This is a genomic window from Stenotrophomonas sp. GD03877, assembly GCF_029840555.1.
Taxonomy (GTDB): Bacteria; Pseudomonadota; Gammaproteobacteria; order Xanthomonadales; family Xanthomonadaceae; genus Stenotrophomonas; species Stenotrophomonas geniculata.
Window position 1 is genome coordinate 1 of record NZ_JAOCCT010000038.1, and the last position, 21,032, is coordinate 21,032.

The window sequence follows — 21,032 nt, forward strand, 5'->3', positions numbered from 1 at the left end:
CCTGCAAGCCCACACCGCCCCGCCATCCCAAGGAATGCCTGCTTTTGCTGTTGCTTTTGCCTTGGCTTGAAGCCTCTGCAGGTGCAGGGCCGCAGGCCCTGCCGAACCACCCTCACTCCGCGACGTGCTCGACCTGCCGTGGCTCCGGCTTGGTATCGGGCAGCTGCCAGAAGATCATCGTCGAAGTCAGCGTGATCGCGCCCACGCACAGGAACGTCGCATGCAGCGCCGCGGTCGCGCTGTTGCTGTCCAGGTGGTTGCCGAACGCGGCCAGCAGGCTGCCCGCAGCGGCGGCACCGAAACCAGCGGCGAGCATCATCACCATCGACAGCAGGCTGTTGCCGGAACTGGCGAATTCGCGGTCCAGGTCGCGCAGGGTCACGGTGTTCATCACGGTGAACTGCAGGGAATTGACCGCGCCGAAGAACGCCAGCTGCAGCAGGCGCCAGGCCAGGTGCTGGCCCGGTGTCATCAGGATGAAGCTGGCCATCGCCAAGCCCACCAGCACGGTGTTGACCATCAGCACGCGGCGGTAGCCGTAGCGCTCAACCAGCTTTACCGCCAGCTTCTTCGATACCATGCCGGCCGCCGCCACCGGCACCATCATCAGGCCGGCGTTCATCGGGCCCAGGCCCAGGCCGACCTGCAGCAGCAGCGGGATCAGCATCGGCATGGCGCTGCTGCCGATGCGCGAGAACAGGTTGCCGAGGATGCCGATGCGATAGCTGGGCACGCGGAACAGGGCCAGCGAGAACAAGGGGGCGGTGGAGTTGGCGGCGTGCAGCCAGTAGCCCACCAGCGCAGCCAGGCCGGCCACGGTCATCAGCATCACCAGCGCATGTGGCGTGCCGAGTCCAGAGATGCCGTCCAGCGCCAGTGACAGCACCACCATCGCGAAGGCCAGCATGATGTAGCCGCGCAGGTCGAAGCGGGTGCGATGGCTGGCGTAGTGGTCCGGCATGATCTTCATCGCAGCGATGAAACCGATCACGCCGATCGGCAGGTTGATCAGGAACACCCAGTGCCACGAGGCGATCTCGACCAGCCAGCCGCCCAGCGTCGGACCGATCAACGGGCCGACCAGGGCGGGGATGGCGATGAAGCTCATCGCGCGCAGGAAATCCTCGCGCGGCACCGAACGCATCACCGCCAGGCGACCGACCGGCAGCAGCATCGCGCCACCGATGCCCTGCAGCACGCGCGCACCGACCAGCTGGTGCAGGTGCTGGGCCAGCGCGCAGGCCAGCGAGCCGAGGGTGAACAGGATGATCGCCACCAGGAAGGTGCGGCGGGTGCCGTAGCGGTCAGCGATCCAGCCGGAGGCGGGAATGAAGGTAGCCACCGCCAGCGCATAGCTGAACACCACCGACTGCATCTGCAGCGGGCTTTCGCCCAGGCTGGCGGCCATCGCCGGCAACGCCGTGTTGACGATGGTCGAGTCCAGCATCTGCATGAAGATCGCCAACGAAACCAACCACAGCAGGGGGCGCTGGCGGTTGTAGGTCGATGGCGAGGTGGACATGGGGCGCGGCCGGTGCAGCGTGGGGGAGACCATGATCGCGCACTGCGGGTCACGGCGCGATCAACATCGCGCCGCAACCGTATGCCGAATGCTCAGCGCTGGCTGTGCGCGTGTACCGCGTCCACCAGCACCTGCACGTGCGCCGGGTCCATGTCCGGCGACATGCCGTGGCCAAGATTGAACACATGGCCCTCGCGCGAACCACCGTTGCCCGCGGCATAGGTGTCGAGCACGCGTGCGGCAGCGGCGGCGATCGCATCCGGCGAGGCGTACAGCGTGGTCGGGTCGAGGTTGCCCTGCAGGGCAACGCGGCCACCGGTGCGGCGCATGGCCTCGTCCAGGTCCAGCGTCCAGTCCAGGCCCAGCGCATCGGCGCCGGTCTGCGACAGCGCTTCCAGATGCAGGCCGGTGCCCTTGCCGAACAGGATCAGCGGCGTGCGCTCGCTGCCTTCGCCACGCTCCAGGCCCTCGGCAATGCGCTGCAGGTAACGCAGCGAGAACTCGCGGTACATCGACGGCGACAGCACGCCACCCCAGGTGTCGAACACCTGCAGCGCCTGCGCACCAGCCGCACGCTGCGCGCCGAGGTAGGCGATCACCGCTTCAGTGGTGACCTCCAGCAGGCGGTGCAGGGCCTGGGGGTGGTTCAGCGCCATCGCCTTGATGCGCGCAAAGTCCTTGCTGCCGCCGCCTTCCACCATGTAGCAGGCCAGCGTCCACGGGCTGCCGGAGAAGCCGATCAACGGCACCTGGCCATCCAGTTCGCGGCGGATCAGGCGCACCGCGTCCATCACATAGCCCAGGTCCTGTTCCATGTCCGGCACGGCCAGCCTGGCGATGGCCGCTTCATCACGCACCGGGTGGCGGAACTTCGGGCCTTCGCCTTCGACGAAGTACAGCTCCAGGCCCATCGCGTCGGGAATGGTGAGGATGTCCGAGAACAGGATGGCCGCGTCCAAGGGGAAGCGGCGCAGCGGCTGCAGGGTGACTTCGCAGGCGATCTCCGGATTCTTGGCCATGGCCAGGAAGCTGCCGGCCTTGGCCCGGGTCGCGCGGTACTCCGGCAGGTAGCGGCCGGCCTGGCGCATCAGCCAGACGGGGGTGCAGTCCACCGGTTCGCGGCGCAGGGCGCGCAGCAGGCGATCATTGCGGAGAGGGCTGGTCACGATGGGCATTCCTTGGACGAAAGTTGGCAGCGGCGTCAGTCGCCGTGCGAAAGGATCTGGAAGCCGCGATGCAGTTCGGCATCGCGGGCCTTCTCGAAAGCATGGCGGGCTTCGTCGGCCTGCAGGAACAGCTCGCGCCGCAGCTGCGAGCGGGCACCGACGCGGCCGCTTTCGCGCAGCAGTTCCCAGCCGCCGAACAGATCCGGCTGCAGGCTCAGGCGCAGGAAGCGCGGTGCCTGCGCACCGGCGTCGGGATGTTGCAGGTAGACGTGCATGGCGCCGATTGTATCGCCCCGGGGCGGCACGGACCTGTAGAGCCGAGCCCACGCTCGGCTGCGCTTCATGCCGCAGCACAATCCGTCAGCGCCGGGCCATGCCCGGCGAACGCGGAAAGGTCAGCCCGCGCCCAGCACCTTCAGCACCGCCGCCTCATCCACGTCCGGCACCACCTCGGCACGGCCCATGCCGCGCCACAGCACCAGGCGCAGGCGGCCGGCCACGTTCTTCTTGTCCAGCCGCATGCGGCCCAGCAGGGCCTGTGGGTCCAGCCCGGCCGGAATCGCCACCGGCAGGCCAAGGCGTTCCAGAAGCGATTGCAGGCGCGCGCGGTCGGCATCCTCGGCCAGGCCCAGGTGGGTGGACAGCTTCGCCGCCAGCACCATGCCCACCGCCACGGCCTCGCCGTGGTTCAGCGCATCGCGGCCCGGGGCCGAGTAGCCCTGTTCGGTCTCGATGGCATGGCCGAAGGTGTGGCCCAGGTTGAGCAGGGCACGCTCGCCCTTCTCAAACGGATCGCGCTCGACGATGGCGGCCTTGTGCCGGCAGCTGCGCGCGATGGCTTCGGAAAGCACGTTGTCTTCACCGGCGATCAGCGCATCGGCATGCTGCTGCAGCCATTCGAAGAACACGGCATCGCCCAGCGCGCCGTACTTCACCACTTCGGCCAGGCCGGCACGCAGTTCGCGCGGCGGCAGCGTAGCCAGCACGCGGGTATCGGCAATGACCGCGCGCGGCGGATGGAAGGCGCCGACCAGGTTCTTGCCGGCCGGAATGTCGACCGCGGTCTTGCCGCCCACCGACGAATCGACCATCGCCAACAGGGTGGTCGGCAGCTGCACGCAGTCCACGCCGCGCATCCAGCAGGCGGCTGCAAAACCGGCGAGATCACCGACCACGCCACCGCCGAGGGCGAACACGCAGGCGTCGCGGGTGGCGCCAAGCGCGGCCAGTGCTTCGATCGCACGGCCGAACTCGGCCAGGGTCTTGGAGGCTTCGCCTGCGGCCAGCACGTGCTCGCCGACGATCAGGTCGGGGCGTGCGGCCAACAGCGTCTGCTTCACGGCGTCCAGATAGCGTGGGGCCACTTCGCTGTCACTGAGCAGCAGCACGTGGCGGCCGCGAACATGCGAGGCCAGCGCAGCGCCGTCGGCCTGGGCACCGGCGCCGATGGTGATGGTGTAAGGGCGGTCGCCGCCAACGGCGACCTGCAGCAGGGCGGGGGAAGTCATGCGGTCAGGTCCTGGCGCTGCCATTGCGTGGCCAGCTTGACCACCAGGTGGGCGGTCGCGTCGGCAGCGGTATACGGGTCGGTATCGAGGGTGAGGTCGGCCAGTTCGCGGTACAGCGGGTCGCGGTGTGCGGCCAGATCGTGCAGCACCTGCTCGCGGTCCGGGCGCTGCAGCAGCGGCCGGCCCTTGTCGCGGGCCAGGCGTTCCAGCTGCGCGGCCACGCTGACCCTCAGGTAGACCACGAAGCCGCGCTGGGCGATCAGTGCACGATTGCCAGGATCCAGCACCGCGCCGCCACCGGTGGAGACCAGCTGGCCGCGGCCTTCCAGCACGCGCGCAAGCGCCTCGCGTTCATGGCTGCGGAAGCCGGCTTCGCCGGAGTGCTCGAAGATGGTCGGGATGCTGGCGCCGGCGGCATCGACGATGGCCTGGTCGACGTCGACGAAGTCCAGCGTGAAGCGCTCGGCCAGGCGGCGGCCGATGCAGGTTTTGCCGGCGCCCATCGGGCCGATCAGGATCAGGTTCGGAGCAGGATTCATGCTCTCTGATGCTAACACCTCCGTGCCCTGGCCTTTACGTTCTTCACGTCAGGGTAGGCGTTCCTGCGGGGGTCTCCCGCGCCAGCCGGAGTACAGGCCATGACGGTCGCCAAGGTCATCGAAATCACCGCCTCCTCGCCGAAAAGCGTGGAGGACGCCGTGCGCAGCGGGCTGAAAAAGGTCTCCGGGACGGTCAAGGGCATCCAGGGCGCCTGGGTGAACGAGACCAAGGTGGTCACCAATGGCAGTGGCGAGATCACCGAATGGCGGGTCAACCTGCGGGTGACCTTCCTGGTGGAATAGTCGCGCTCAGCGCACGTCCTGCACCTGTCGCTGGCCGTCCAGCACCACCACGTGGTCGGCCAGGGCGGGCAGGGCACGCAGCGCCTGGCGGCTGACCCGCTCGTAGTACTGCACGAAGCGCTCCAGTTGTGGCCGGCTCATGCCGTGCCGGCCCGGCTGCGCGGCCTGCAGGTTCTGCTCCTGCTGCCAGCGCCAGCGTGGTACCACTGAAAAATCCGGCGGCTGCAGGAACCACAGGCGGTCGCAGCGCTGCCAGAGCGCGGGGTAGTCGCGGGCCAGCGCCTGGTTGCACCAGCGACGCCAGCGGCCGTCGGCGTCGGCTTCGCGTTCCAGCGCGTTCAGTGGGCTGTCCAGTGCGTCGTCGTTCTGAGCGGGCGTGCCCAGGAACCAGCCTTCGAACACCAGCAGGTCGAGGGGCTGCTCGATAGGTGGCCATTGCGCTTCGGGCAGTCGTTCGTCGGCCAGCTTGTCGAAGCGGGGCAATGCGAAGGGTTGGCGCGCGGCCACGGCGTCCAATACCGCATGGGCCAGCGGCAGGTCGTGAGTGCCCGGCGGGCCGCGGGTGATCAGCAGCGGGTGCACCTGGCGGGCCAGTCGCTGGCGCTGCACGCGGGTCAGGTAGACATCATCGATCGACAGCGTCGCCGCGTTCAGGCCGCGTGCCTGTGCACGTGCCACCACCTGCGCGGCCAGCGTCGATTTGCCGCTCCCCTGCAGGCCGCTGATCGCCAATACTGGAACTGCTGCGCCGCTGCCCAGTGCATCGTCCAGCACCTGTTCGGCCAATGTTTCGGGGAATCCTTTCACCTGGGGCATATACGCAGCAGCGGCCATGAAGCCACAATAGCCCAATCCGTGTGAGAAGAACGCAATCATGAGCGACCTGTACGCCGAAGCCCTGTCCACGTTTGCCGGCCTGTTCGAAGAGGCCAAACAGAGCCGCGAGGTCGAGCCGAACGCGATGACCGTGGCCACTGCCGATACGCACGGTCGTCCCTCGGCACGTACCGTGCTGCTGAAGGCGTTCGATGAGCGTGGCTTCGTCTTCTACACCCACCTGGACAGCCACAAGGGCCAGGAACTTCATGCCAACCCGCAGGCCGCGCTGCTGTTCCTGTGGCGCAGCCTGCGCGAAGCCGGCATCCAGGTGCGCATTGAAGGCCGTGTGGAGCAGGTTGCCGATGCCGAGGCCGACGCCTATTTCGCCAGCCGCCCACGCATGAGCCAGATCGGCGCCTGGGCCTCGCAGCAATCGAAGACGCTGGCAACGCGTGAAGAGTTCGACGCGCGCGTTGCCGGGATCGAAGCCCGCTTCGAGGGCAAGGACGTGCCGCGTCCTGAAGGCTGGAGCGGCCTGCGCGTGGTGCCTGACCGCATCGAGTTCTGGTACGGCGCGCAGTTCCGCCTGCACGAACGCTGGTGCTATGAAGCCGGTGCCGAAGGCCGCTGGAGCAAGCGCCTGTTGTACCCGTAAGTCGGGGCGGTGCTGGGGCTGCTGTCCCTGCAGAAGCAGCCGAGCATGGGCTCGGCTCTACAGACCCTCCGCGCGCAGCCAGCGCCACAGTGTGGTGCGTGATACGCCCAGCGCCTGTGCCATGCCCTCGCGGTCATTGCGATGTTCCTGCAGCAATGCTTCCAGCTGCGCACGCGGCGGGCGTTTGCCGTTGCTTTCCAGCGGCAGTGCCGTCGCGCCTTCGCTTGTCAGCTCGGGCGCAAGCTGCAGCAGTCGCGAAGCATCAATAGGCCCTTCAGCCGGCTGCCAGTGGATGCGCAGGCGATCCACCAGATTGCGTAGTTCGCGCACGTTGCCGGGCCACTCGGCGGTGGTCAACATTGCCATCGCAGCTTCGTCCAGTGGCGCGTCGATGCCGCGCAGCTGGCGGAAGAAGTGCTGTGCCAGCAGCGGAATGTCCCCGCGCCGGGCACGCAGCGAGGGCAGGGCGATGCGCAGCGCGGCCAGGCGGTAATACAGATCGCGGCGGAAGCTCCCGGTCGCCGCGCGCTGCTCCAGCGATTGCAGGGTGGCGGCCACCACGCGCAGGTCGACCGGGGTCGGTTCGGTTGCGCCCACGCGCAGCACTTCGCGCTCTTCCAGCACGCGCAGCAGGCGGGTCTGCAGCGGCAGCGGCAGTTCGCCGATCTCATCCAGGAACAAGGTGCCGCCATCTGCGGCCTCGACCAGGCCGACGCGGCCGCCGCGCCGCGCGCCGGTGAAGGCGCCATCGCTGTAGCCGAACAGCTCCGCCTCCAGCAGCGATTCGCTGATGGCGCCACAGTTCAGCGCGACGAAGCGCCCACGACGACCGCTGGCGGCGTGCAGCTGGCGTGCCACCAGTTCCTTGCCGGTGCCGGTTTCGCCACTGACCAGCACGGTGCTGTCGTGCGGTGCATAAAGCGCGATCTGTGCGCGTACCTGTGCCATCGCATCGCTGTCGCCGAGCAGTTCATGCGCGTCGGCCCGTACTGCCGGGCGCCGGCGTGGGGTGGATCGGTTGCCACTGGAGCGGGCCAGCGTCTGGGTCAGTTCCAGCGCATGCTCGAACGCCTGCCGCACCGAGTCGGCCGAGTACAGCAGCACGCCGGGCAGGCCGGCCTGTTCGGCGTGATCGATGGCCATGCCGGTGCCGACGATCACTTCGATGCCATTGGCGCGCAGGTCAGCGATGCAGTCGCGGGCGTCCTCGCGGGTGACGAAACGGCGATGCTCGATATCCAGGCCGAAACTCTGCTGGAAGTTGCTGAACACCGGTACGTCGCTGGCGTGGGTGACCAGGCCGATGCGGCTGGCGATCCGTCGTGCCCGGGCCAGCGCTTCCATCAGGTCGAAGCCGTTGGCCTGGATCGGCACCAGCGGCAGCTCCAGCCGGCCGCGCAGCCAGGCCGCGTTGGAGCCGCCTGCGATGACCACGTCGCAGTGCTCGCGGCGCAGGCGCTGGCCGATCACGTCCACGGCTTCCTCGAAACCGAGGTTGATCTGTTCGATGCGCGCGCGGCGGTCGAACTCCGGAATGACGTCGCCGAGCAGACCGGTCAGCCGCGAAACGCTGACGGTCCAGATCACCGGGCGACCGGGGTCGGCGTCGGCGTGGCGCAGGGGCGAGCGGGGCAGATACATGGCGGCGTGCGTGGGACGGGGTGTTTCATGATACATCTGTTTCAATGTTTCATTTGTTTCACCACTGCATGGCAGTCATGCCCGTGAAATCAACGGCTTGCAGCTTGGCATGGTGCTTGCGCTTTCTTTTCCGTACTTCAACCTGGATTGCCGCATGACCGCTTCCACTCCTTTCTCTGCCGGTGCCCGCTTCCGTGAGGCGCTGGCTGCCGAATCGCCGTTGCAGGTGATCGGCGCGATCAACGCCAACCACGCCTTGCTGGCCAAGCGCGCCGGCTTCCGCGCCATCTATCTGTCCGGCGGCGGCGTTGCTGCCGGTTCGCTGGGCCTGCCGGACCTGGGCATCAACACCCTGGAAGACGTGCTGGTGGACGTGCGCCGCATCACCGATGTCTGCGACCTGCCGCTGATGGTCGACATCGACACCGGCTTCGGCCCCAGCGCGTTCAACATCGCGCGCACCGTGAAGTCGCTGATCAAGGCCGGCGCGGCCGCCTGCCACATCGAAGACCAGGTCGGCGCCAAGCGCTGCGGTCACCGCCCGGGCAAGGAGATCGTCTCGCAGGGTGAAATGGTCGACCGCGTGAAGGCGGCTGCCGATGCCAAGACCGATCCGGAGTTCTTCCTGATCGCGCGCACCGACGCCATCCAGGTGGACGGCGTGGACAAGGCCATCGAGCGCGCCATCGCCTGCGTCGAGGCCGGTGCCGATGGCATCTTTGCCGAGGCCGCCTACGACCTGGAGACCTACCGCCGCTTCGTCGACGCGGTGAAGGTGCCGGTGCTGGCCAACATCACCGAGTTCGGCGCCACCCCGCTGTTCAGTCGCGATGAACTGGCGTCGGCCGGTGTTGCCATCCAGCTGTTCCCGCTGTCGGCTTTCCGCGCCGCCAACAAGGCCGCCGAGAACGTCTACCAGGCGGTGCGCCGCGATGGTCATCAGCGCAATGTGGTGGAGACCATGCAGACCCGCGAAGAACTCTACGACCGCATCGGCTACCACGCGTTCGAGCAGCAGCTCGATGCACTGTTCGCCGCCAAGAAATAAGCAGTACCCTGCACCATCAAGTTTTCGGAGGGAAACATGAACGATACGACCGCAACCCCGACCTTCAAGCCGAAGAAGTCCGTCGCCCTGTCCGGCACCGCTGCCGGCAACACCGCGCTGTGCAGCGTGGGCCGTAGTGGCAACGACCTGCACTACCGTGGCTACGACATCCTGGACCTGGCCAACACCAGCGAGTTCGAGGAAATTGCCTACCTGCTTGTGCACGGCAAGCTGCCGACCCGCGCCGAGCTGGTTTCGTACAAGGCCAAGCTGAAGTCGCTGCGTGGCATCCCGGCGGCGGTGAAGGCGGCGCTGGAAGAGTTGCCGCCGTCGGCACACCCGATGGACGTGATGCGCACCGGCGTGTCCGTGCTCGGCTGCGTGGCGCCGGAGAAGGACGATCACAACCATCCGGGCGCACGTGACATCGCCGACAAGCTGATGGCCTGCCTCGGTTCGATGCTGCTGTACTGGTACCACTGGAGCCACAACGGCCGCGCCATCGACGTGGAAACCGACGATGACTCGATCGGTGGCCACTTCCTGCACCTGCTGCACGGCGAGAAGCCGCAGGAATCGTGGGTGAAGGCGATGCACACCTCGCTGATCCTGTACGCGGAACACGAGTTCAATGCCTCGACCTTCACCTGCCGTGTCATCGCCGGCACCGGCAGCGACATGTACAGCGCGATCTGCGGTGGCATCGGCGCGCTGCGCGGTCCGAAGCACGGCGGTGCCAACGAAGTGGCGTTCGAGGTACAGAAGCGCTACGACACCCCCGATGAGGCCGAGGAAGACATCAAGGCCCGCGTCGAGCGCAAGGAAGTGGTGATCGGTTTCGGCCACCCGGTCTACACCGTCTCCGATCCGCGCAACAAGGTGATCAAGGACGTGGCCCGCGAGCTGTCCGAAGAGCAGTCCAGCATGAAGATGTACGACATCGCCGAGCGCCTGGAGTCGGTGATGTGGGACATCAAGAAGATGTTCCCGAACCTGGACTGGTTCAGCGCCGTGAGCTACCACATGATGGGCGTGCCGACCGCGATGTTCACTCCCCTGTTCGTGATCGCCCGCACCGCCGGCTGGAGCGCGCACATCGTCGAGCAGCGCATCGACGGCAAGATCATCCGCCCGAGCGCCAACTACATCGGTCCGGAAGACCGCGACTTCGTCGCCATCGACAAGCGCGTCTGATCCACCTGCTGTACCCATCCGGCCGGCCGCGTGCCGGCCGGATGCTTTCGCCGCCGCACCGCCGGCACCCGGCCCGCCTCAAGCACTCCGCCAGCCCATGAATACCGATTACCGCAAGAACCTCCCCGGCAGCGCGCTGGATTATTTCGACGCGCGTGCCGCTGTCGATGCGATCCAGCCCGGCGCCTATGCCACCCTGCCGTACACCTCGCGCGTGCTGGCCGAGAACCTGGTGCGCCGCTGCGATCCGGCCACGCTCGGCGATTCGCTGAAGCAGCTGATCGAGCGCCGTCGCGACCTGGATTTCCCGTGGTTCCCGGCGCGCGTGGTGTGCCACGACATCCTCGGCCAGACCGCGCTGGTCGACCTGGCGGGGTTGCGTGATGCGATCGCCGACAAGGGGGGTGACCCGGCCAAGGTCAACCCGGTGGTGCCGGTGCAGCTGATCGTCGATCACTCGCTGGCAGTGGAATGTGGTGGTTTCGATCCGCAGGCGTTCGAGAAGAACCGCGCCATTGAAGACCGCCGCAATGAAGACCGTTTCCACTTCATCGACTGGACCAAGCTGGCCTTCGAGAACGTGGACGTGATTCCGCCAGGTAACGGCATCATGCACCAGATCAATCTGGAGAAGATGTCGCCGGTGGTCTACGTGCAGGACGGCGTGGCCTTCCCGGATACCTGCGTGGGCACCGACAGCCACACCCCTCACGTGGATGCATTGGGCGTGATCGCCATCGGCGTTGGCGGCCTGGAGGCGGAGAACGTGATGCTGGGCCGCGCGTCGTGGATGCGCCTGCCCGACACCGTCGGTGTCGAACTGAGTGGCCGCCCGCAGCCGGGCATCACCGCTACCGACGTGGTACTGGCCCTCACCGAGTTCCTGCGCAAGGAACGCGTGGTCGGCGCGTGGCTTGAATTCTTCGGCGAGGGTGCCGCGGCACTGACCATCGGTGACCGCGCCACCATCTCCAACATGTGCCCCGAATACGGTGCCACCGCCGCGATGTTCTACATCGACGGGCAAACCATCGACTACCTGCGCCTGACCGGCCGCGAGGAATCGCAGGTAGCGCTGGTGGAAAACTACGCGCGTACCACCGGCCTGTGGGCCGATGACCTGGCCACCGCGCAGTACGAACGCGTGCTGCGCTTTGACCTGTCCAGCGTGGTGCGCAACATGGCTGGCCCGTCCAACCCGCACAAGCGCGTGGCCACTGCCGAACTGGCCGAGCGCGGCATCGCCGACGAAGCCAAGCTGGAAGCCGGCAAGGCCGAGCAGGCGCAGGGCCTGATGCCGGATGGCGCGGTGATCATCGCCGCCATCACCAGCTGCACCAACACCTCAAACCCGCGCAACGTGATCGCCGCCGCACTGCTGGCGCGCAAGGCCAATGAACGTGGCCTGCTGCGCAAGCCGTGGGTGAAGTCCTCGTTGGCGCCCGGCTCGAAGGCGGTGCAGCTGTACCTGGAAGAGGCCGGCCTGCTGCCGGACCTGGAAAAGCTGGGCTTCGGCATCGTCGCCTTCGCCTGCACCACCTGCAACGGCATGAGCGGCGCGCTCGATCCGGCCATCCAGCAGGAGATCATCGACCGGGACCTGTACGCCACGGCCGTGCTGTCGGGCAACCGCAACTTCGATGGCCGCATCCACCCGTATGCGAAGCAGGCTTTCCTGGCGTCGCCGCCGCTGGTGATCGCCTACGCCATCGCCGGCACCGTCCGCTTCGATATCGAGAAGGACGTGCTGGGCGTGGATGCCGAGGGCAACGAAGTGCGCTTGAAGGACATCTGGCCAAGCGATGCCGAGATCGACGCGGTGGTGAAGGCCTCGGTGAAGCCCGAGCAGTTCCGCAAGGTCTACAACCCGATGTTCAACGTGCGCGTGGAGAACGGCGCTGCGGTCAGCCCGCTGTACGACTGGCGCCCGCAGAGCACCTACATCCGCCGCCCGCCGTACTGGGAGGGTGCACTGGCCGGTGAGCGTACGCTGGCTGGCATGCGCGCGCTCGCCGTGCTGCCGGACAACATCACCACCGACCACCTGTCGCCGTCCAACGCGATCATGGCTTCGAGTGCCGCCGGCGAATACCTGGCGAAGATGGGCCTGCCGGAAGAGGACTTCAATTCCTATGCCACGCATCGCGGTGATCACCTGACTGCGCAGCGCGCCACCTTCGCCAATCCGAAGCTGTTCAACGAGATGGTGCGCAACGACGATGGCAGCGTGAAGCAGGGTTCGCTGGCGCGCGTGGAGCCGGAGGGTAAGGTGATGCGCATGTGGGAAGCGATCGAGACCTACATGGAGCGCAAGCAGCCGCTCATCATCATTGCCGGTGCCGACTACGGCCAGGGCAGCTCGCGCGACTGGGCCGCCAAGGGCGTGCGCCTGGCCGGCGTGGAAGCGATCGTGGCCGAGGGCTTCGAACGCATCCACCGTACCAACCTGATCGGCATGGGCGTGCTGCCGCTGGAGTTCAAGCCGGGCACCACCCGCCTGACCCTGGGCATCGATGGCACCGAGACCTTCGACGTGGTGGGCGAGCGCACCCCGCGCGCCGACCTGACCCTGGTCATCCACCGCCGCGACGGCCAGGACCTGATCGTGCCGGTCACCTGCCGCCTGGACAGTGACGAGGAAGTGGCGATCTACGAAGCCGGCGGCGTGCTGCAGCGCTTCGCACAGGACTTCCTGGAAGGCGCCAAGGTAGCGTGACGCAACCGACGGCCCGGCAACGGGCCGTCTTTCATTGCAAGGGATCTTTCATGGCATTTCTCCCCCAACTCCGCATTCCCGCCACCTACATGCGCGGTGGCACCAGCAAGGGCGTGTTCTTCCGCCTGCAGGACCTGCCCGAATCCGCGCAGGTGCCGGGTCCCGCGCGCGATGCGCTGCTGATGCGCGTGATCGGCTCGCCCGATCCGTATGGCAAGCAGACCGACGGCATGGGCGGCGCCACCTCCAGCACAAGCAAGTGCGTGATCATCTCCACCGCCTCGGTGCCGGACCACGACGTGGACTATCTGTACGGCCAGGTCTCGATCGACACCGCCTTCGTTGATTGGAGCGGCAACTGCGGCAACCTCAGCACCGCGGTCGGCCCGTTCGCGATTGCCAATGGCCTGATCGATCCCGCCCGCGTGCCGCGCGATGGCCTGTGCACCGTGCGCATCTGGCAGGCCAACATCGGCAAGACCATCATCGCCCACGTGCCGATGCGCGACGGCGAAGTGCAGGAGATCGGCGATTTCGAACTGGACGGCGTGACCTTCCCGGCGGCCGAGATCCAGCTCGAATTCATCGATCCGTCCGATGATGGCGACGCGGGTGCGATGTTCCCGACTGGCAATCTGGTAGACACCCTGGAGGTGCCGGGCGTGGGCAGCTTCGAGGTGACCATGATCACCGCCGGCATCCCGACGATCTTCCTCAACGCCGCCGACCTGGGCTACACCGGTACCGAGCTGCAGCCGGCGATCAACGAGGACAAGGGAGCGCTGGAGCGCTTCGAGAAGATCCGCGCCTACGGCGCCTTGCGCATGGGTCTGATCAGGAACCTGGAAGACGCGGCGACCCGCCAGCACACGCCGAAGGTGGCCTTCGTGGCACCGGCGCAGGACTACGTGTCGTCCAGCGGCAAGGCGATCCCGGCGTCGGCCATCGACCTGCACGCGCGTGCGTTGTCGATGGGCAAGCTGCACCACGCGATGATGGGTACCGCGGCGGTGGCGATCGGTACCGCCGCGGCAATCCCGGGCACGCTCGTCAATCGCGCCGCCGGTGGCGGCGAACGTGAGGCGGTGACCTTCGGCCATCCCTCGGGCACGTTGCGCGTGGGTGCGCAGGCTGGTCTCGTTGACGGCCAGTGGACAGTGACCAAGGCCATCATGAGCCGCAGCGCCCGTGTGCTGATGGAAGGCAAGGTGCGGGTGCCGGCCGAATGATGTACTGGTAAACGCCAACCAGGGTTGGCGACTACCGGGCCGCAGAGACCGATTGCTTTGGTAGATGCCAACCTTGGTTGGCATGGTGCGCGGGCAACTGCGCACCGCAACGAGGAGATCGACGATGTCCGACAACCACACCCCATCCAACGAGCGTGCAGCGTGGGATGCGCTGCTGGTGGATATCGTCGATTACGTGCGTGACGCCCGCATCGACTCACCGCTGGCGTTCCAGACCGCGCATCACTGCCTGCTTGATACGCTGGGCTGCGGCCTGGAAGCGCTATCCTTCCCGGCCTGCAGCAAACTGCTCGGTCCACTGGTTCCGGGCATCAGCGTGGTCAACGGCGCGCGCGTACCGGGCACGCACTACGTGCTGGACCCGGTGCAGGCCGCCTTCAACATCGGCGCAATGGTGCGCTGGCTCGATTTCAACGACACCTGGCTGGCCGCCGAATGGGGCCATCCATCGGACAACCTGGGCGGCATCCTTGCCGTCCTTGATTGGCTGGGGCGCAACGCGCAGGCCCTGCGTCGTCCGCCGCCGACCGTGCACGACGTGCTGCTGGCGATGATCAAGGCGCACGAGATCCAGGGCGTGCTGGCCCTGCAGAATTCCTTCAACCGCGTCGGGCTGGACCATGTGGTGCTGGTCAAGGTGGCCACCACCGCCGTGGTCGCGCAGCTGCTCGGCCTGGACCGCGAACGCATGCTCAATGCAGTGTCGCTGGCCTGGGTTGATGGCCAGGCGCTGCGTACCTACCGGCACGCGCCCAATACCGGCTCGCGCAAGAGCTGGGCCGCTGGCGATGCGACCAGTCGTGGCGTGCGTCTGGCGCTGATGGCAGCCAGCGGCGAGATGGGCTACCCCAGCGTGCTGAGCGCGCCGACCTGGGGCTTCGAGGCTGTATCCATGCACGGTCAGGCACTGACGCTGGGGCGACCACTGGGCAGCTATGTGATGGAGAACGTGCTGTTCAAGATCAGTTACCCGGCCGAGTTCCATGGCCAGACCGCAGTGGAGGCGGCGGTCACGCTGCACCAGCAGCTGCGCGCGATGGGACGGCGGGCCGAGGACATCGCGCACATCGCCATCCGCACCCAGGAAGCCTGCATCCGCATCATCGACAAGCAGGGGCCGTTGCATAACCCGGCCGACCGCGATCACTGCGTGCAGTACATGGTCGCCATCGCGTTGCTGCACGGGCGGCTGGTGGCCGAGGATTACGAGGACGACGTTGCCGCCGATCCGCGCATTGATGCGCTGCGCGCGAAGATGGCCTGCCATGAAGACCCGCAGCTCAGCGCGGATTATCTGGATCCGGACAAGCGCAGCATCGCCAACGGCCTGAGCGTGCGCTTTACCGACGGCAGCGAATTGCCGGAGGTACTGGTGGAATACCCGCTCGGCCACGCCCGACGCCGCGAAGAGGGGATTCCGCTGCTGATGGACAAGTTCCGCCGGCACCTGGCCCATCGCTTCCCGACCGTCCAGCAGCAGCGCATCCTGGCCGCATCGCTGGACCCGGTGGCGCTGGCGGCGATGCCGGTGACCGACTACGTGGACCTGTACCTGCCGGGGTAGGGGGCACCTTGGTGGGTGCCAACCTTCGTTGGCACGGGCCCCATGCCAACCAAGGTTGGCATCCACGGACCCCGCTCAGGCATTCCTGCCGAATCCGCGTCAACACCTTGACGCGGCCTGCCTATAATGACCACCTCGATCAAGGAGTGACGACATGAGCGGTCCGGCACGGCGGAAGCGGTGGGGATGGGCGGCGGCTGTACTGGCAGGAGGCCTGTTGCTGGGCCTGGCCGGCTGCCGCAACGACAGCGGGCAGCTGCCCAAGGCCAGCGGTGAAGCCATCACCACCAAGGCCGAGCAGGTGAAGGAGTTCACCCTGCTGCGTGCCTACCCGGACCAGAAGAATGACGGCTTGTCGCTGGCGCTGGAGTTCTCGCGCCCGCTGGTCGGCACCCAGGATTTCGACAAACTGGTGCGCTTCGAGGAAAAGGTCGGCACCGACGACAGCAGCTGGACGCTGTCCGATGACGGCCTGACCCTGCGTTACCCGTTCGTCGAGGCCGGCAAGGAGTTCAGCCTGGTGGTCTCGCCGGACCTGCTGGCCGCCGATGGCAGCCGGCTGGGCAAGGAACTGAAGCAGAAGGTGTTCAGCGGCGAGCTGAAGCCGGTGGTCGGCTTCGCCTCGCAGGGCAGCGTGCTGCCGGCCAAGGACAGCCGTGGCCTGCCGGTGGTGTCGGTGAACGTGCCGGAGGTCGATGTCGAGTTCCTGCGCGTCCGCGAGAAGGACCTGCCGACCTTCTTCAGCCAGTACCAGCGCGGAGGCCGCCGTGGCAGCTGGGAGCTGAGCAGCGACTACGAGCGCAGCCCGATCAACAAGCTGGCCGAGCCGGTCTACGTCAACCGCTTCATCCTGGGCGGCAAGCAGAACGAGCGGGTGCTGACCTACCTGCCGACCCAGGACATCAAGGAACTGCAGGAGCCTGGCCTGTACTTCGCCCTGCTCAAGCGCACCGGTGACTACGAGGGCGAGTTCGATACCGCGTTCTTCTCGGTCAGCGACATCGGCCTGCATACCCGCGCCTACAAGGACAAGCTGTTCGTGCACACCGCCGGCCTCAAGGACGGCGCACCGCTGAAGGGCATCGACCTGCGGGTTCTCGATGCCAAGGGCGAGGTGGTACTGAAAGGCAGCACCGACGGCAATGGCAATGCGCTGCTGAACTACACCCTGGATGCCACCCACGTGCTGGTCGCCAGCACCGGCAAGGACACCAGCTTCCTGCCGTTCAACCAACCGGCGCTGGACCTGAGCGAATTCGCCGTGGCCGGCCGTGACAACGCCTGGTTCGACGTCTACGCCTGGTCCGGCCGCGACCTGTACCGCCCGGGCGAGACCGTGCGCCTGTCCGCGCTGCTGCGTGACAACGATGGCAAGCCGGTCAAGGCGCAACCGGTGTTCCTGCGCCTGAAGCAGCCCGACGGCAAGACCTTCCGCGAGACCCGCCTGCAGCCGGGTGACCAGGGCTACATCAATTTCGAGCAGGTGATCCCCGCCGAGGCGCCGACCGGGCGCTGGCAGGTTGAGTTCCGCACCGACCCGGCCAGCAAGGAAGCGATCCAGGGCATGACCCTGCGCATCGAGGAGTTCCTGCCCGAGCGCATGAAGCTGGACCTGGACAGCGCGCAGAAGACGCTGAAGCCGGGTGAGGACCTGCGCCTGCAGGCCAATGGTGCCTACCTGTATGGTGCGCCGGCCGATGGCAACCGCTTCACCGCGCGCATGGCAGTGGCGGCCGAGCAGCAGCCGGTGGAGGGCCTGCCGGGCTACTTCTTCGGTGACCCGACCCTGCAGCTGCCGCGCGAAGCCAAGGACGTGATCGACACCACGCTGCCGGCCAACGGCCAGCTGCGCGAGGACGTGGCGTTGCCGGAGGAGGCGGCCAAGGCCAAGGCACCGATTGCCGTGGTGCTGTCCGGCAGCCTGTACGAGACCGGCGGCCGCACCGTCACCCGTACCCTGAAGCGGGTGATGTGGCCGGCCAATGCGCTGGTGGGCGTGCGCCCGCTGTTCAACCCCGAAGACGGCGCCGATGCCAACGGCAACGCGCGCTTCGAGCTGATGCGTGTGGATGCCGCCGGTGCGCCGCAGCCGGCCAAGGGCCTGAAGATCACCCTGGTGCGCGAGCTGCGCGACTACCACTGGACCTTCAACGACAACCGCTGGGACTACGATTTCACCCGCCGTTTCGAGAACAAGGAAACCCGCACCGTCGATGCCGGCAGCAGTGCGGTCGCCTTCGATTTCCCGGTGGAGTGGGGCGAGTACCGGGTGGACGTGTTCGATCCGACCACCGGCCTGACCAGCCGTTATCCCTTCCGTGCGGGCTGGAGCTGGGGTGATGACAACCGTGGCCTGGACGCGCGCCCTGACAAGATCAAGCTGGGCCTGGACAAGACCGGGTACAAGGCAGGCGACACGCTCGAGGTGACGGTGACCCCGCCGCACGCCGGCAAGGGCATCCTGATGGTCGAGACCGACCGCATGCTGTACGTGCAGGACATCGACGCCAAGCCGGGGTCGACCTTCAAGATTCCGGTCACCGCCGACTGGGAACGCCACGACGTCTACATCACCGCGCTGGTGTTCCGTGGCGGCAGTGCGCCGAGCAAGATCACCCCGGCCCGTGCCGTGGGCGTGGTGCACGTGCCGATGGACCGCAAGGGTCGCACCGTGGCCGTCGGCCTGGTCGCGCCCAAGCAGATGCGCCCGGAGCAGGACCTGCCGGTGACGGTCAGCGCGCCGCAGCTGGCCGGCAAGACGGCGCATGTCACCGTCTCGGCGGTGGACGTGGGCATCCTCAACATCACCCGCTTCCCGGTGCCCGACGCCGGTGCGCACTTCTTCGCCCAGCGTCGCCTCGGCATCGATGCCTACGACATCTACAGCCGGGTGATCGAGAGCTTCGACGGCAGCAGCGGCAAGCTGAAGTTCGGTGGCGACATGGCGCTGCAGGCGTTGCCGCAGGCCAAGCGCCCGACCGCGCGCGTGCAGACCGTGGACCTGTTCTCCGGCCCGGTGCAGCTGGATGCCAAGGGCAATGCCCGCATCCGCCTGAAGGTGCCGGACTTCAACGGCACCCTGCGCGTGTCGGCGCTGGTCTACAGCGATGACCAGTACGGCAAGCGTGACGTGGAAACCATTGTGCGCGCCCCGATCCTCGCCGAAGCCAGCATGCCGCGCGTGCTGGCCCCGGGCGACCGCAGCACCGTGACCCTGGACGTGCAGAACTTCACCGGCAAGCCGGGTGCGTTCAACGTGCGGGTGGAAACCGAGGGCCCGCTGGCACTGGCCGAAGGCACACGCAGCGTGCAGTTGAATGCCGATGCCAAAACCACGCTGAGCTTCCCGTTGTCCGCACGCGAGGGCCACAGCGTGGCCAAGGTGCGGGTGCGCGTGGATGGCAACGGCTTCAAGGCCGATCGCCGCTACGACCTGCCGGTGCGTGCGGCGTGGCCGCAGGTGCTGCGTTCGCAGGTGCGCACGCTGGATCCGCTGGCCGCGGTCAGCCTCGACAACAGCCTGACCGAGGGCCTGATGTCCGAGTCGGTGAATGCCCGCCTGCTGGTCAGCCCGCTGCCGCCAATCCCGTTCGCCAGTGCCCTGCAGGGCGCGTTGAACTACCCATACGGCTGCGCCGAGCAGACCACCAGCAAGGGCTACGCCGCACTGATCCTGGACCAGGCGACGTCGTCGATGCTCGGTGCTGACGGGTTGGATGCCAAGACCCGCCGCGAGCGCATGGAAGGCGCGTTCGGTCGCCTGGCGTCGATGCAGGTGGCCAACGGCAACTTCTCGATGTGGGGTGACGACGGCTACGTGAACCCGTGGCTGACCCCGTACATCACCGAGTTCCTGCTCGATGCCAAGGACGCCGGCTTCGCGGTGCCCGACAACGTGCTGCAGAAGGCGCTCAACCGCCTGAGCGAGGATCTGCTGTCCGGCGGCAACCAGTTCTACGGCCAGGACGACCGCGAGAAGCTGAAGTTCGCCAACCAGGCGTATTCGGGCTACGTGCTGGCACGGGTCAACCGTGCGCCGCTGGGTACCCTGCGCACGCTGTACGACAACGAGCGCAGCAAGGCGGTCGGTGGCTTGTCGCTGGTCCACCTGGGCGTGGCGCTTTCGCTGCAGGGTGATGCCAAGCGCGGCCAAGCGGCGCTGGCCGCGGCCTTCGCCAAGTCCAGCAGCGAACGCCCGTCGTACTTCGGCGATTACGGCAGCGCGATCCGCGATGACGCGCTGATGATTGCGCTGACGCACGAGAACAAGCTGGCCAAGCCAGCCTGGGATGCGCGTGCGGTCGATCTCGGCCGTGGCCTGGATGCGCGCCGAAATGCCGGCTGGATGTGGCTGAGCACGCAGGAACAGGTGGCGATTGCCCGCCTCGGCAAGGCGCTGGCTGCCAATCAGAAGGCGCTGGTGGCCGGTGAGCTGGTGATCGGTGGCAGCACCGAGGCGATCAGTGAGCGCAAGCTGTTCGGCCGCAACTTCAGCGCCAGCGAACTGGCCAGCGGCGTGCGCTTCACCCCGCAGGGCCAGCCGCCGATGTTCGCCAGCATCGACGTGGCCGGCATCCCGCGCAGCGCACCGGCGCCGGACAACAGCGTGCTGGGCGTCGAGCGCAGCTACTACGGTACCGATGGCAAGCCGTGGACGCCGCGCCCGCTGAAGGAAGGCGAAGCGCTTATCGTGCGCGTCACCGTCACCGCTGACACCACGATGCCCGATGCACTGCTGACCGACCTGTTGCCGGCCGGCCTGGAGATCGAGAACTTCAACCTGGGCGACGCCAAGCAGTGGGCCGACGTGGTGGTCGATGGCATCACCATCAGCGATCGTGGTGAAGCCGCCGATACCAAGCACGAGGAGTTCCGCGACGACCGTTACGTGGCTGCGCTGAAGCTCTCGCGTGGCAGCAAGGCCAACGTGTTCTACCTGGTACGCGCGGTGACCCCGGGAACCTACTCGGTGCCGCCGCCGCTGGTGGAGGACATGTACCGGCCGCAGCTGCGCGGCGTCGGCCGCAGCAACCCGACCACGATTACGGTAGTACAGCCGTGACCGCGCGGACGGGCCGCGACGGCGCGGCCCGTCCTGATGGCAATT

General features: G+C 67.2%; 15 protein-coding genes. 8 read left to right on the top strand and 7 right to left on the bottom strand.

Annotated features, from left to right (window positions below; translation table 11 throughout):
* Positions 1-112: 112 nt before the first annotated feature.
* The 5 genes from mdtD to N5D20_RS21150 form a co-directional block, all read right to left on the bottom strand.
* Positions 113-1,522: a multidrug transporter subunit MdtD gene (gene mdtD / locus N5D20_RS21130; protein ID WP_010482759.1), complete on the bottom strand. Its 1,410-nt coding sequence runs from the start codon at positions 1,520-1,522 to the stop codon at positions 113-115.
* Positions 1,523-1,614: 92 nt separating this feature from the next.
* Positions 1,615-2,697 (bottom strand): uroporphyrinogen decarboxylase, encoded by a 1,083-nt coding sequence (hemE, locus tag N5D20_RS21135; protein WP_019336385.1) that lies wholly within the window; start codon positions 2,695-2,697, stop codon positions 1,615-1,617.
* Between the two features lie 26 nt (positions 2,698-2,723).
* A complete protein-coding gene (locus N5D20_RS21140; protein WP_019336384.1) occupies positions 2,724-2,963 on the bottom strand; it encodes a WGR domain-containing protein in 240 nt (79 codons plus the stop codon).
* 120 nt (positions 2,964-3,083) lie between these two features.
* A complete protein-coding gene (aroB, locus tag N5D20_RS21145) occupies positions 3,084-4,196 on the bottom strand; it encodes a 3-dehydroquinate synthase (protein ID WP_197579300.1) in 1,113 nt (370 codons plus the stop codon).
* Complete coding sequence (locus N5D20_RS21150; RefSeq protein WP_010482764.1) at positions 4,193-4,735, bottom strand: shikimate kinase; 543 nt, start codon at positions 4,733-4,735, stop codon at positions 4,193-4,195. Before N5D20_RS21150 ends, aroB begins: the two co-directional genes overlap by 4 nt.
* Positions 4,736-4,834: 99 nt before the next feature.
* Here N5D20_RS21150 and N5D20_RS21155 point away from each other — a divergent pair, with 99 nt between their 5' ends.
* Positions 4,835-5,038: a dodecin family protein gene (locus tag N5D20_RS21155; protein WP_049435250.1), complete on the top strand. Its 204-nt coding sequence runs from the start codon at positions 4,835-4,837 to the stop codon at positions 5,036-5,038.
* Positions 5,039-5,044: 6 nt separating this feature from the next.
* Here the strand turns inward: N5D20_RS21155 and N5D20_RS21160 are convergent, their stop codons facing one another.
* Complete coding sequence (locus N5D20_RS21160; RefSeq protein ID WP_197579299.1) at positions 5,045-5,872, bottom strand: kinase; 828 nt, start codon at positions 5,870-5,872, stop codon at positions 5,045-5,047.
* A gap of 40 nt (positions 5,873-5,912) precedes the next feature.
* On the opposite strand from N5D20_RS21160, the gene pdxH reads away from it, so the two are divergent.
* The gene (pdxH, locus tag N5D20_RS21165; protein ID WP_049435253.1) at positions 5,913-6,512 is read left to right on the top strand and encodes a pyridoxamine 5'-phosphate oxidase; all 600 of its coding nucleotides are present in this window, start codon (positions 5,913-5,915) and stop codon (positions 6,510-6,512) included.
* Between the two features lie 57 nt (positions 6,513-6,569).
* Here the strand turns inward: pdxH and prpR are convergent, their stop codons facing one another.
* The gene (gene prpR, locus N5D20_RS21170; protein WP_054172324.1) at positions 6,570-8,153 is read right to left on the bottom strand and encodes a propionate catabolism operon regulatory protein PrpR; all 1,584 of its coding nucleotides are present in this window, start codon (positions 8,151-8,153) and stop codon (positions 6,570-6,572) included.
* A 154-nt stretch (positions 8,154-8,307) separates the two neighbouring features.
* Here prpR and prpB point away from each other — a divergent pair, with 154 nt between their 5' ends.
* The 6 genes from prpB (at position 8,308) to N5D20_RS21200 (ending at position 20,987) form a co-directional block, all read left to right on the top strand.
* Positions 8,308-9,201, top strand: a complete 894-nt coding sequence (gene prpB, locus N5D20_RS21175) for a methylisocitrate lyase (RefSeq protein ID WP_054172333.1) — start codon at positions 8,308-8,310, stop codon at positions 9,199-9,201.
* Between the two features lie 36 nt (positions 9,202-9,237).
* Positions 9,238-10,395, top strand: a complete 1,158-nt coding sequence (gene prpC, locus N5D20_RS21180; RefSeq protein ID WP_010482770.1) for a 2-methylcitrate synthase — start codon at positions 9,238-9,240, stop codon at positions 10,393-10,395.
* A gap of 97 nt (positions 10,396-10,492) precedes the next feature.
* Positions 10,493-13,111, top strand: a complete 2,619-nt coding sequence (gene acnD, locus N5D20_RS21185) for a Fe/S-dependent 2-methylisocitrate dehydratase AcnD (RefSeq protein ID WP_197579298.1) — start codon at positions 10,493-10,495, stop codon at positions 13,109-13,111.
* Positions 13,112-13,161: 50 nt separating this feature from the next.
* Positions 13,162-14,340, top strand: a complete 1,179-nt coding sequence (prpF, locus tag N5D20_RS21190; protein ID WP_197579297.1) for a 2-methylaconitate cis-trans isomerase PrpF — start codon at positions 13,162-13,164, stop codon at positions 14,338-14,340.
* 124 nt (positions 14,341-14,464) lie between these two features.
* On the top strand, positions 14,465-15,925 hold the full coding sequence (locus N5D20_RS21195; protein ID WP_197579296.1) for a bifunctional 2-methylcitrate dehydratase/aconitate hydratase: 1,461 nt from the start codon (positions 14,465-14,467) through the stop codon (positions 15,923-15,925).
* Positions 15,926-16,079: 154 nt separating this feature from the next.
* A complete protein-coding gene (locus tag N5D20_RS21200; RefSeq protein WP_197579295.1) occupies positions 16,080-20,987 on the top strand; it encodes an alpha-2-macroglobulin in 4,908 nt (1,635 codons plus the stop codon).
* Positions 20,988-21,032: the final 45 nt, after the last annotated feature.

Excerpts from the sequence above, each read along its gene's own strand:
- mdtD (WP_010482759.1), bottom strand. The coding sequence starts at position 1,522 with ATGTCCACCTCGCCATCGACCTACAACCGCCAGCGCCCCCTGCTGTGG.
- hemE (WP_019336385.1), bottom strand. The coding sequence starts at position 2,697 with ATGCCCATCGTGACCAGCCCTCTCCGCAATGATCGCCTGCTGCGCGCC.
- N5D20_RS21140 (WP_019336384.1), bottom strand. The coding sequence starts at position 2,963 with ATGCACGTCTACCTGCAACATCCCGACGCCGGTGCGCAGGCACCGCGC.
- aroB (WP_197579300.1), bottom strand. The coding sequence starts at position 4,196 with ATGACTTCCCCCGCCCTGCTGCAGGTCGCCGTTGGCGGCGACCGCCCT.
- N5D20_RS21150 (WP_010482764.1), bottom strand. The coding sequence starts at position 4,735 with ATGAATCCTGCTCCGAACCTGATCCTGATCGGCCCGATGGGCGCCGGC.
- N5D20_RS21155 (WP_049435250.1), top strand. The coding sequence starts at position 4,835 with ATGACGGTCGCCAAGGTCATCGAAATCACCGCCTCCTCGCCGAAAAGC.
- N5D20_RS21160 (WP_197579299.1), bottom strand. The coding sequence starts at position 5,872 with ATGGCCGCTGCTGCGTATATGCCCCAGGTGAAAGGATTCCCCGAAACA.
- pdxH (WP_049435253.1), top strand. The coding sequence starts at position 5,913 with ATGAGCGACCTGTACGCCGAAGCCCTGTCCACGTTTGCCGGCCTGTTC.
- prpR (WP_054172324.1), bottom strand. The coding sequence starts at position 8,153 with ATGTATCTGCCCCGCTCGCCCCTGCGCCACGCCGACGCCGACCCCGGT.
- prpB (WP_054172333.1), top strand. The coding sequence starts at position 8,308 with ATGACCGCTTCCACTCCTTTCTCTGCCGGTGCCCGCTTCCGTGAGGCG.
- prpC (WP_010482770.1), top strand. The coding sequence starts at position 9,238 with ATGAACGATACGACCGCAACCCCGACCTTCAAGCCGAAGAAGTCCGTC.
- acnD (WP_197579298.1), top strand. The coding sequence starts at position 10,493 with ATGAATACCGATTACCGCAAGAACCTCCCCGGCAGCGCGCTGGATTAT.
- prpF (WP_197579297.1), top strand. The coding sequence starts at position 13,162 with ATGGCATTTCTCCCCCAACTCCGCATTCCCGCCACCTACATGCGCGGT.
- N5D20_RS21195 (WP_197579296.1), top strand. The coding sequence starts at position 14,465 with ATGTCCGACAACCACACCCCATCCAACGAGCGTGCAGCGTGGGATGCG.
- N5D20_RS21200 (WP_197579295.1), top strand. The coding sequence starts at position 16,080 with ATGAGCGGTCCGGCACGGCGGAAGCGGTGGGGATGGGCGGCGGCTGTA.